Below are 12,622 nucleotides of genomic sequence, written 5' to 3' on the forward strand. Positions count from 1 at the left end.
CTCGCCCGGCAGCGCGCAACTATACGGGGAGCCGCAGTGCGAACCATTGATGCAGTAAAGCAACTTGAACTGGCGAGCGCCTTGCCGGCGCGCTATTACTTCGGCGAGAACATGCTGGCGATGGAACAGCGCTCGGTGTTCGCACGCAGCTGGCAACTGGTAGCGCGCCACGACCAACTGGCTGAAGCAGGCGACCATGTAGTCGAGAAGATTGGCGAAGTGCCGGTGCTCGTGATTCGTGGCCAAGACGGCGTGCTGCGTGCCTTCCCCAACGTCTGCCGCCATCGCGCCGGCCCGCTGGCGCTGTGCAACGGCAAGGGCGCGCGCGCCTTGCATTGCAAATACCACGGCTGGACCTACACGCTGGAAGGGCAACTGCGCAGCGCGCCGGAAATGCAGGCCGCCGCCGATTTCAACGTGGCTGACATCCGTCTGCCGCCATTGCGCGTGCATGAATGGCAAGGACTGGTGTTCGTGGCTTTGAGCGACGACGTCCCGACCTTCGATGAGGTCTATGGCGGCATCGTCGAGCGGATCTCGCCGATCGATCTGTCGGCGATGCGTTACCTGCGCCGGGATTCCTACGACATAGACTGCAACTGGAAGGTCTACATCGACAATTTCCTGGAAGGCTACCATCTGCCGCACGTGCATCCGGGCCTGTCCAAGGTGTTGGACTACCGCGCCTACGACACCGAAATATTTCCGTGGTATTCGCTGCAATCCTCGCCGCTGCGCGATGGCGGAGAGTTCTATGGCGAAGGCGAGGCGTTCTACTACCACGTCTATCCCAACGTGATGCTCAACATCATGCCGGGGCGTTTGCAGACCAACCGCATCCTGCCGCTGGGCCCGGGACGCTGCCGCGTGGAGTTCGACTATTACTACGCGCAGGATGACAAAGCCATGTCGCGCATCGCCGCCGACCAGGCCTTCAGCGACGAAGTGCAGATCGAGGACGTGACCATCTGCGAAGCGGTGCAGAAAGGGTTGGCCTCCGGCTTCTACGAGGCAGGCCGGCTTTGTCCCAAACGCGAAAGCGGCGTCTGGCATTTCCAGAACCTGTTGCGCGCGGCCTATGCCGACGACGCTGGAGCACCCGCATGACCGTTCGCGCTTCCCTGCTGGTCGCCGCATTCTCGCTTTGCGCATTCGCCGCCGATGCGGGCTGCGCGGAACGTAGCGTCGTCCGCGCCGGACGCCTGCTGGAGGTGGAGACAGGAAAAGTGCTGACAGACCAGGCGATCGGCATCGAAGACGGAAAGATCGTCTCCATCGCGCCCTGGAACGCCGCTTCCGCCGGCACGCACGTCCTCGACTGGTCGGCCTACACGGTCATTCCCGGCCTGATGGACATGCACACCCATCTGGCCGACGAAGGCCAGTCCGCCGATCCCGCCACGCCGCTGAAAAGCAGCCCCGGGCGCGACGCCTTCATCGGTGCGAAGAATGCGCGGGACACGCTGCGCGCCGGCTTCACCACCGTGCGCGACGTCGGCGTGTTCCGTGGTCTGGCCGACGTCACCCTGCGCGATGCGATCAATGCCGGTCTGGTGCCGGGACCGCGCATGTTCGTAGCCGGCGCCTACATCACCATCAGCGGTGGTGGTGGCGAGATCACCGGTCTGCCCGCGGGCATGGTAGTGCCGCCGGAATTCCGCCTGGGCGTCTCCAACAACGAGCAGGAAATCCGCAAGCATGTGGACTATCTGTTGGACCATGGCGCCGACTTCATCAAAGTCATCGCCACCGGCGCGGTACTGGCGGCAGGCACCGAGCCGGGCCAGTCGGAATACACCGAAGCCCAGATCCGCGCGGCGGTCGAGGAGGCGAAAAAACACGGCACCTTCGTCGCCGCACACGCGCACGGCGCCGAGGGCATCAAGCGCGCGGTGCGTGCAGGTGTCCGTTCGATCGAACACGGCTCGCTGATGGACGACGAATCCATCGCCCTGATGAAACAGCACGGCACCTGGCTGGACGCGGACATCTACAATGGCGACTACATCGATACCGTCGGCCGCCAAGCCGGCTGGTCCGAGGAAATCATGCGCAAGAACCTGGAAACCACCGACGCCCAGCGCCAGGGTTTCCGCAAGGCGGTCAAAGCCGGCGTCAACATTTCCTACGGCACCGATGCCGGCGTCTACCCACACGGCGACAACGCGCGCCAGTTCGCCTACATGGTCAAGTACGGGATGACCCCACTGCAGGCCATCCAGTCGGCGACGATCGGTTCGGCCACTTTGCTGGGTAAAGAGAAAGAGCTGGGCTCGATCGCCGTGGGCAAGTTCGCCGATCTGGTCGCAGTGCAATGCGATCCGCTGCAGGACGTGGAATGTTTGCGCAAGGTGCGCGGGGTGGTGAAGGCCGGCCAAAGCATTTCCCTCGACTGACCGCAGGCACATAACCATGGCCCGAACACACCGCATGGTGATTTCCACCTCTCCCCTTGTGGGAGAGGTCGACGCGCTTCGCGCGGCGGGAGAGGGGTCGCCGAAGTCAGCCCACCGATGCGACGGCAACGTTTCCGGAGCCGATACAACCTTGTCGCCACACTCGAAGCTTCCGCGCTCAGCAAGCCTCCCAGGCTCCGTCTCCCCCTCTTCCGGCGCTTCGCGCCACCCCGTATCAAGTACGGGGCAGGCTCTTCTCCCACAAGGGGAGAAGGGGTCGTTCCCGCGCCCCATCCACTTACACGCGTTCAGGTCTTCAGGGGTTCCATGAACGACACGAAGAAAATCGGCTTCTGGACCTGCACCGCGCTGGTAGTAGGCAACACCATCGGCATGGGCATCTTCCTATTGCCCGCCTCGCTGGCGCCCTACGGTTACAACGCGATGATCGGCTGGGGTATCACCGTCGTCGGTTGCATCGCGCTGGCGCGGGTGTTCGCGCGGCTGGCGCGCGAACTGGCGCATGCCGACGGCCCTTACGGTTATGTGCGCAGCACCCTGGGTGACCTACCCGCCTATATCGCGTTGTGGTGCTATTGGGTTTCGGTGTGGATCACCAATGCGGCGCTGGCGACCGGTGTGGTCGCTTACATCACCGCGGTCGTTCCGGAACTTCGACAACTACAACCCTCGCTGTTCGCGCTCGGCCTGCTGTGGACGTTCGTCGCTATCAACTTGTTCGGCGTGCGCACCGGCGGCGGCGTGCAGATCGTGACCACGACTCTGAAGCTGTTGCCGATGCTGGCCATCGCGCTGCTGGGCGCCTGGATGCTGCTTAAATCGCCGCAGGCTTACGTGGCGCATCTGCCCACCAAACCGATCGCTCTGGGCGATGCGATGGCGGCCTCGACCATCGCCCTGTTCGCGATGCTGGGCATAGAGTCGGCCACGGTGCCAGCATCCAAGGTCGAAAATCCCGGACGCACGATTCCCCGCGCAACCCTCGTCGGCACCTTGCTCACCGCGATGATCTATCTCATCGTCTCGACGGTGCCCCTGCTACTGATTCCGTCGCAGGAACTGGCAGCCGCACCCGCCCCGTTCGCGCTGCTGATGGATCGGTTCGTTGGCGACGGCTTCGGGCGCTGGCTGGCCTTGTTCGTAGTGATCAGCGGCCTGGGCGCGTTGAATGGCTGGACCTTGCTGGTCGGCGAGCTGACCCGCACCATGGCCGACAATGGCGTGCTGCCCGCGTTCCTGTCGCGCAATAACCGCCGCGGCGCGCCGGCGTTCGCCCTGCTGGTCACCGCCGCGCTGGCAAGCATCATGATATTGATGAGTTACAGCAAATCGCTGGTGTCGGGCTTCACGTTCCTCAGCACGGTGGTGACCGCCGCCAATCTTCCGTTGTACCTGTGCTGCTCGCTCGCCCTGGGCATTTTGTGGTGGCGCGGTAAGAAAATGAGCGGCCAAGGCGTCCGCGACATGCTGGTGATCGCGGTCATGGGAACGGCCTATGTGCTGTTCGCCTTCGTCGGTCTGGGCCATGAACCTTTCCTGCTCGCGTTGGGATTGGGGGCCGCGGGTCTGCCTCTCTATCTCTTCATGCGCCTGCGCGCGAGAACGGTCTGAATCATGGCCCGCGACCCACGCTACGACATCCTGTTCACGCCGGTGCGGATCGGCCCGGTGACCGCCAAGAACCGTTTCTTCCAGGTGCCGCATTGCAACGGCATGGGCCACGCCATGCCGCTGGCGCATGCGGCGATGCGTGAGGTGAAGGCCGAGGGCGGCTGGGCGGTAATCTCGACCGAAGAATGCGAGATCCACCCCAGCAGCGACCTGACTCCATACGTCGAAGCGCGCCTGTGGGACGACCGCGACATTCCCGCACTGGCGCTGATGAGCGACAAGGTGCACGCGCACGGCGCGCTGGCGGCGCTGGAGCTGTCGCACAACGGGCCGACCGCGTCCAATTTGTATTCGCGCGAGGTGCTGATAGCGCCTTCACACCAGCCCACCAAATACGGTTATCCGACGCAGGCGCGGGCCATGGACCTGCACGACATCCGCGAATACCGCCGCTGGCACCGCGAGGCGGCGATTCGCGGCAAGCGCGCGGGCATGGACATCATCTACGTCTACGCCGGGCACGACTTGTCGCTGGCGATGCATTTCCTGCAACGCCGCCGCAATCAACGCACCGACGAGTACGGCGGCTCGCTGGAGAACCGGGTGCGCCTGCTGCGCGAAGTGCTGCAGGATACGAAGGACGCTGTCGGCGATACCTGCGGGGTCGCCATTCGCTTCGCCACCGAGGAACTGCTTGGGCCCGGCGGTGTGGAGTTGAACGAAGCGCGCGACATCGTCGGCATGCTGGCGGAGATTCCGGATCTGTGGGACGTGAACGTCGCCGCCTGGTACAACGATTCCCTGCCCTCCCGCTTCGCGGCCGAAGGCGCGCAAGAGCCCTTCATCGATTTCGTCAAGAAGACCACCAGCAAACCGGTGGTCGGCGTGGGCCGTTTCACTTCGCCCGACACCATGGTCTCGCAGATCAGGCGCGGCGTGCTGGACCTGATCGGCGCCGCGCGCCCGTCCATCGCCGATCCTTTCCTACCGAAGAAGATCGAGGAAGGCCGCATCGACGACATCCGCGAATGCATCGGCTGCAACATCTGCGTGTCGGGCGACATGACCGTTTCGCCGATCCGCTGCACGCAGAATCCGACCATGGGCGAAGAGTGGCGCAAGGACTGGCATCCGGAGAAGATCGCCGTACGCCGATCCGAATCGCGCGTGCTGGTGGTCGGCGCCGGTCCGGCCGGTCTTGAAGCCGCGCGCGCCCTGGGACAGCGCGGCTACGAAGTGAACGTGGCCGAAGGACGCAAGGAACTCGGCGGCCGCGTCACCCGCGAATCGCGACTGCCCGGCCTGTCCGAGTGGGCGCGCGTACGCGACTGGCGCGTGGGCCAGATCGGCAAGCTGCAGAACGTGAGCGTCTACCAGGATTCGCGACTGACGGCGCAGGACGTGCTCGACTTCGGCGCCGAACACGTGGTGCTGGCCACCGGCTGCCACTGGCGCCGCGATGGCTACGGGCGCAGCAATGGACTGGGGATCGCGGGCTTCGCCGACAGCGACCGCATCTTCACGCCTGACGACATCATGGACGGCCGCCTGCCGCAAGGCCGTGTGGTCATTTTCGACGACGATTACTTCTACCTGGGCAGCGTGATCGCCGAAGCGTTGCGCAAACACGGCTGCGAGGTGATCTACCTCACCGCCGACGACACCATCGCCTCGTGGAGCGTGCATACGCTGGACTATCGGCATATCCAGGTCCGCATGGCGGAGCTCGAGGTCGAACAAGTGGTGTCGCACAACATCGCCGGTTTCGAAGGCACGACGCTGTCGCTCGAACACGTTTGGAGCGGTAAGCCGCGCGTGCTGGAATGCGATGCGATCGTGGCCATCACCGCAAGGATGCCCGACGATGCCCTCTACCAGGCGCTACTGTCGCGCCAGGCCGAATGGGCCGATGCCGGTGTCCGCTCCGTGCGCTGCATCGGCGATGCGCATGCCCCGGGACTCATCGCGCACGCGGTCTACGAGGGCCATCGCTACGCCCGTGAACTGGATGCTGATCCGACGGGAGACGTCGCCTTCAAACGCCACTTCCACGCAGCGTAATAGCCGCGGGCGCGTATCCGAAAAAGAAAGGCTCGACCATGGCCGGAATGCGCCGAAACCGACGAGATCATTGCCCTCGGTTTCGTGCGTTCCCGTCGCACTACCCTCAATAGTAGCCAGACAGATTCAGGAACCAACCCCGGTTGTCGTATTCCAGGTCGGTGAGGTCGTCGTCGAATTCGGTGAAGTTGAATCCAACGCCGATCTTGAAGTTGTCGCTGATTTGCCGGTCTACGCCCACCAGCCAACCCCGTTTGTCGCCGCCGTCGGTCACTCCGAGCCAACGGTATTCCGCCAGCGCTTCCCACTTTGCCACCAGATGGTACCGCACCTGGACTGCCGCGAATTCGACATCGCTGTTCAGCCACGCGCCCGTGCCGCGGCCAACGCGATAGTCGCCCCGCCGACTGGCCACTTTGCCCGCCAGTTCCCAGCGATCATCGAGTTGAGTGATGCCTTCGAAAGACAGAATCTGCGAACGCTGGTCGTAACGGTTGCCACCTTCCTGTCCCAGCGTGGCCACGTCGTATAGGTAGGTGTACTTGCCGAATGCCGACCACCGGGTGTTGTCGTGCGGACGCCATGCGAATCCCACGTTGGCCTCCGCCAATTTCGCGCTCGCCGCCGAACTCAGGTCGTCCTGGGTGTCGGCGTAGTTGGCGCGCGCGGCGATGCGCCAATCCTCGTTGATCTTGAACAGGAGCCGATTGGTGGTGACCCATTGCTCGCGTTGCTCGGCGCCGCTGTCCTTGCGGTATTCCAGTTTGCTGGACCACTGCGTGCGCGGATCGGTCCGGCCGCCGCTGATGCTGTACGCCCTGCGGTCCACATGCCCCGAACTCGAATCAAGGTCTCCATCCATCAGGGTGAAGCCCAGATTCCATCCCGGCGAAGGCGTGAAATCCAGGCCGAAGGTGTGGGCAAGGCCCGCGCTTTCGCTGCGGGTATCCTTCAAGTACTGGCTCTCGTTGTACACGTTGGTCTGGTTGTTCAAGCGCCAACGCTGGCCCACGGTCCAACCCGATTGCAGGCCGCGGTCGAACAGCGGTTCCCGCGACGTGGTGTCGGTGCTGTAACTGTAGGCGCCGTACAACGTATGGTCCGGACCCACGCGCGTTTCCAGATCCAGCTTTCCGCCGTGGCCGCGACTGCCGCTGCTGATTTCGGCGCCTACACTGGAGCGGTCCCCGAACAGATAGCGCGCACCGACGGTGGCCAGGTTGTTGCGCGCGTACCGTCCTCCATCGTCGTCGAGGGTGTACTGGCCCACTCCATACAATTCGAGCATTTCGGTAACGTGGTGGCGGTAACTGACCGCAGCTAGCATGCCGACTGTGCTGTCGGCGGCGGTGCGTTCGTCCACGCGGCGAAGTTCGGCGCCGAAACTTCCGTCGCTTCCGATCCGCCAGTCGGCGGTCAGTTGGGTCTGCTCCAGCGACGCGTTCCCGCGTTCGGCGTGGGTGTAGCGCCCGAACAGGCTGAGGTTGTCGGTGAAATAGCCCAGGAACTCGGCGCCGTACTCCTCCGTTTCGGTTCCGGTATCGAAGCGCGAGACCGAGAATCCGGCATCGACTCTTCGCCACCACGCCGCTACGGTCCATTCCTGCTTCGTCCAACCCAGCTCTTTCAAATTGACCCGCGCCTCGACCGCGCGGGCGTCGCCGGATCGCGCGCCCGCTGCTGCATTGCGCTGGATGAAACTGAGTCCGCCGTTGTCGGAATAGAACAGCGGCGCTGCCGTCGCTTCGCTGCGGCTGGCCTCCAGTTTCAGATAGGTGCCACGGCCCGCCTGCAGGGTCAGGTCGGCGCCACGCAACAGGTAATCGTCGCCGCTTCTATTTTCGTCGACATAGGTCGCGCCCAGCGCCAGGTGCTCCCCGAACCAGTGCCGGCCGCGCAAGCCCATGCTGACATCGTCGCTGTCGAAGCCTATCGGTACATATTCGTAATCGACGATCAGCAGCTGTTCGTAGCCGTCCAGCGGGGTATCGCGGCTTAGCGTACGCACGTTCTCGCGCGTCAGCTGGGCCAGCGGTCGGGTCAATAGCAACCTGCCCTGCAGCGCATCGATCTCGTAGTCCACGCCTTGGCGCAGATTCACCCGCACTTCGGTACGGCCGGTAGTGGGATCGCGGACTTCCAGAACCACCTGTTCCGAACCGCGCAGCACATCAGTATGCCGCAGGTAATACAAGCTGCCTCCGGTGCCCAGAAACTCGCTGTGGCCCAGCGCCGTCTGCGCCTCGGACGCGAACGCTTTCAACAGCGAGCGCGGCTCGCCTAGGGCGGTGGCGGGACGCGAGCGCCAGTTCAATGCCGCGCCGAAGAGCGAGCGGTTGTACTGACCGTATTCGGTACCGGTGAAGCCGGTGGCGAAATTGCCCCACAACGCCTGACTCTGGTCCCAATCCACGCGAACGTAGAGCTTTCCCTGGGTATCGACATCGCGATAGGTATTGGAATCGTCGCCGTACACCGGGTAGTACAGGTCAGGATCGAGCCGGCGGAAGATGTCCTGCGGATCGGCGTCCAGGAACCCGTCGAACAAATGCTCGACGTCGCGTTCGCGCGTGTCGGCATGGGCGGTGAGCAGGAACCTGCCGCGTACTTTTCCCTTCAAATAGAACGCCAGCCTGCCTTCGCTCAAGAAACCGTCTTCGTAGTTCTCGTCTCCGGCCAATGGCTCGACGTTGCCGCTTACATCATTTTGGGAAAGGGTCAGGTCCGCCATCGCCACCAGGTAGGTGTAGCGGCCGGTAACGTCCAGTTCTATGGCTCGCTCTACCGTGGCGTCGTCGGAAGTGGCGGCCACCAGATAGCGGTGGGTGCCTACCGGCTCCAGGAACTCGGCGGCGAACTTGCCTTCCTGGTCTACCGGAATGTTTTGTCCGTTGATGCTCAGGCGCGTACCCGTAGCGATATCCTGGCCCTGCAAGCGGATGCGCGAACCATTCAATGCGATGTTCTGCGTCCGCAGCGCGTTACGGCCGTAAACCGCATTGCTGATCTGGCGGGACTGCGCCGAGTCCGCGTCCAGCGCCACACCCAGGGTCTTTTGCGCCTGATCCTGGGCGGACACGGCATTGCGGGCGAGATCGGCAGGGGTGACCAACCTGAAACGCTGGGCATGGGTTTCATCGAAAGCGCTTTCTGCTCCGTAAGCGCGCGCCACATACAGCAGCTCATCGCCCACACGCAGATTGATGCCGGCCGGCAAGGCGCCGTCCCAATCGGCGCTGCCGACGATGCCGATAGGCACGGGCACCGTCGCCAGCGGGGCGACCAGATCGGTGTCGCTGCCGCGGTAGATGAGCACCTCAAGCCGCTCGATGAATGCCGGATAGTTGCTGTAGGCATGGAAGCGAACCGGGCCCGCGATGCGGCCTTGCTCGAAAGCCACTACCGAAGCGCCCTGCACGTTGAGCACGGGCACGGCCAACGCCGGATCCTCGGTCGCCCATACCAGGCCGCCCTGCGGCAGTTCGATGCTGGTTTCGGCGGAGATGACCGCCCGGCCCTCTTCGGCGACGCCGCTGGTGCCGCGACTGTCCTGCACCGCGGCTATTCGCACCCGGCGACTGGCCTGCAATGCGGACTCGTCGTCTCCGGCGCGGGCCGGCAGGCTTTCGCCGTAGCTGTGGATACGGAAGATCAGATCGTCGCCGTTGCGGCAGGCGTCGGGGCCGCAGTTCGGCGCCTGCGCCTTGGGTATTTCGGCAGACCATGCCGGCACAGCGAGCGGCATCGCCGCCAGCATCAAGAAAGCCCGAACGATCAATTTCACCGGCGACTGCTTTGTGGTCATGATCATTTTCTGGCTCCTGCCGACATCGCCGCGGGCGTAGGGGTTGCGGACACCACCACACGCAATCGCTGCCGCGCCTCTTCCGAAATCAAAGCGGCGATCGCCCGGAAAACCGCATCGGCCCGTCGTTGGCTGAGCGCGAGGTTGTGTTCGGCGCTCGCACGCGCATCGGCGTGGCCGGCGATCTCTATCGTTCCCGCTCCCCGTTGATTGATGTTCTGGGCGATCTGTTCGATCAGTTTTTGGTACTGCGGCCGGATCGCCGCGCGGTCGGTATCGAACAGCAGTTCTCCCAGCACGACATTCGAATCCAGGGTCACAAGCGCCTCGGAACCGTCGATCTCGGTGCGCAGTTCGATAGCCGTCTGCGCGGCGGTGGCCGCATCCAGCTTTTCGTTCAGTGCGGTGCGTACCGCCTGCGCTCTGCGCAGGGCCAGATCTTCGGCGTCGGCGTGGGCGGTAATCAGCAACCGGCCGCCTTTGGCCGACTTGATGGGTTCGATTATTTTCTGGAACAGGTCTTCGTACCGCGCATCGATCGTCGCACGTCCGGACTCGAAGAACACCTCGCCCAGCTCGACCATGGCCTTGGCGCTTCCGCCGCCGATCCTGCCGTCCGGAATCTTCACCCCGAAGTCGAAGCGCACGGGGATGCCCGGCGTGATGCGGCGAACCCGCGGATTTTCCGTGGTGAAGGTGCTGCCGGCCGGCAAAGTGGCTGTGTCCACCTTGAGGATGAAATTGCGGCCGCGGGCCGAAGCGCCTCCGCTGATGCCCACCAGATGGAAACGTCCGTAGGCGTCGGTTTCCATGATCAGGCCTTCGACCGAACCGATGCGGACCCCTGGCAGTCCTCTTTCGCCCGGCTGCTGCGTGCCGTTGCCATTGAGGTCGTTGAAGACGGTGCCGAGAATGAGGCTGTCTTCCAGCAGCGGATCCGACTCTATTTCCACATCGGCCGTGGCCACGTTGCTGATGGCCTCGCCGGCGGCGTCCTGCATCACCGCACGATTGGTATGCACGCCCGGACCGACGCCGGCGCCGATCCGCAGGTAGTAAACGATGCTCGCGCGGCCGCCCACCGGTATGTCCAGGGCGTCCACGCGCATGGGCCGCGTTGCGACGACTGCGCCCGCATCGTCCAGATCGTCCACTTGCACCTGGCCGTCCACCAAGGTGAAGCCGGCAGGCGCCATGTCCAGCAGGGACACCGCGACCGCATCGACCTCGCCTATGTTCTCGGCGGTCACCGTATAGCGCACCAGGTCGCCGATACGGGCGGTCCTCTGCCCGGCCTGCTTGGTCAACCTGATCAGCACCGGCGTAGCGAGCACGGTCACGGTAACGGTCGCCGAGTCGCACACGCGCACCGGCTGGGAAATATCGCAAATGTTGTAGACGAAGCTGTCCGGCCCGGAGTAGCCGGCGCTGGCGGTGTAGGTACACGCGCCCTGCACGCAAACCACGGTGCCGTTGGCGGGCACGGACGAAACCGTTAGCGAGGCCGGATCCAATGGCGCGCCGGCAGAGGTGTCGTTCGTCAACACGGCGATGACTACCGGGTCGGGCTGGACGGTAGTGGCCTGGTCGTCCACGGCCGTTACTTGGTTGGCCAGCACCACGATGCTTACCGTGGCGGTGGAGCAGCTGGAGGGCGCCTGGGTTTCGCAGACCGTGTAATCGAACGTATCGGCGCCGCTGTAGTTGGCGTCGGGCATATAACTGACGACGCCGTTGCCGGCAATGGTGACGGTGCCATGCGCCGGATCCGTGGCGGCGGTTACGGTCACCTGAGACGGCTGGACCGGCGCGTTGTTGTACAGATCGTTGCCAAGCACCGGCACGGTCAGGGCAACGTTTTGTGGGGTGGAACCGGCGTCGTCCACCGCTTCCACCAAGGTGGCGACCACCACGACCGTGGCGATGGCGTTGTCGCAACGGGAGGCATCGCTCGCGTCGCAGATCCGGTAGCCGGCGGTATAGGTTCCGGGCGGGGTTCCGGCGGCGACGTCCAGCGTGCCGTCCACATTAATCGTGATGGGGCCCAGCGAAACGGGTGCCAGCAGCACGTTGCCGGAATTGGCGGGCGCGCCGCCCAACGTGTCGTTGTCCAGCACGTTGATCAACGCCGTGGCGCCTTGCGCGCCGCCAACGGGTCCCGCCTGATCATCGACTGCATCGATGACGGCAGCCGACACCGTCACGGTGACTATCGCGCTGTCGCAGTTCACCGGATTGAGGTTTTCGCAGATGCGATAGCTGGCGCTGTAACTGCCGCCGGGCGTGCCGGCAGCGACGTCTACGCTGCCATCGGCGTTTATCGTCAGCGGCGAAACGTTGGTCGGGATCAAGGTGACCAAAGCCGGCGACAGCGGCGCGCCGTTCAATTGGTCGTTGGTCAGTACGTTTATTACCGCAATAGCGCCGGTGGCGCCGTTGACCGGCCCGGCGACATCATCGACCGCATCGATGGTGGCCCCGCCGACGGTGACATTGACGATGGCGGTATCGCAGTTGGTGGGGTTGAGGATTTCGCAGATCTGGTAACTGGCCGCGTAGCTGCCTGCAGCAGTGCCGGCGGCGACATCGACCGTGCCGTCGCCATTGATGGTGATCGGTCCGCTATTGGTCGGGGTGAGCGTGATCTGGCTCGGCACCACCGCTGCGCCGTTGAGCGTGTCGTTGCTCAGTACGTTGGTCACCGCCGTGCCGCCGCTGGCTCCGGGAA

The 12,622-nt window shown here is 64.1% G+C and carries 6 protein-coding genes; 4 read left to right on the forward strand and 2 right to left on the reverse strand.

Features of this window, described 5'->3' with window-relative positions; genetic code table 11:
• Nucleotides 1–36 precede the first annotated feature (36 nt).
• The 4 genes from AC1DTQ_RS16040 to AC1DTQ_RS16055 all read left to right on the forward strand — a co-directional run bounded on the left by AC1DTQ_RS16040 (nt 37) and on the right by AC1DTQ_RS16055 (nt 6,089).
• Nucleotides 37–1,107: an aromatic ring-hydroxylating oxygenase subunit alpha gene (locus AC1DTQ_RS16040; protein WP_477850850.1), complete on the forward strand. Its 1,071-nt coding sequence runs from the start codon at nt 37–39 to the stop codon at nt 1,105–1,107.
• Entirely contained in the window at nt 1,104–2,396 is a 1,293-nt protein-coding gene (locus tag AC1DTQ_RS16045; protein ID WP_477850851.1) for a Xaa-Pro dipeptidase, read from the forward strand. The genes AC1DTQ_RS16040 and AC1DTQ_RS16045 overlap by 4 nt, the downstream gene beginning before the upstream one ends.
• A gap of 327 nt (nt 2,397–2,723) precedes the next feature.
• On the forward strand, nt 2,724–4,028 hold the full coding sequence (locus tag AC1DTQ_RS16050) for an amino acid permease (protein ID WP_477850852.1): 1,305 nt from the start codon (nt 2,724–2,726) through the stop codon (nt 4,026–4,028).
• Nucleotides 4,029–4,031: 3 nt separating this feature from the next.
• Nucleotides 4,032–6,089 (forward strand): oxidoreductase, encoded by a 2,058-nt coding sequence (locus AC1DTQ_RS16055; RefSeq protein ID WP_477850853.1) that lies wholly within the window; start codon nt 4,032–4,034, stop codon nt 6,087–6,089.
• 106 nt (nt 6,090–6,195) lie between these two features.
• On the opposite strand, the gene AC1DTQ_RS16060 is transcribed toward AC1DTQ_RS16055, so the two are convergent.
• Both AC1DTQ_RS16060 and AC1DTQ_RS16065 read right to left on the reverse strand, forming a co-directional pair.
• Nucleotides 6,196–9,900, reverse strand: coding sequence for a TonB-dependent receptor (locus tag AC1DTQ_RS16060; protein ID WP_477850854.1), 3,705 nt, complete (start codon nt 9,898–9,900; stop codon nt 6,196–6,198).
• On the reverse strand, nt 9,897–12,622 hold a 2,726-nt coding region (locus AC1DTQ_RS16065), incomplete at its 5' end, for an Ig-like domain-containing protein (protein WP_477850855.1). The genes AC1DTQ_RS16060 and AC1DTQ_RS16065, both read right to left, overlap by 4 nt.

The sequence above is a fragment of the Pseudoxanthomonas sp. P4_B2 genome (assembly GCF_056402315.1).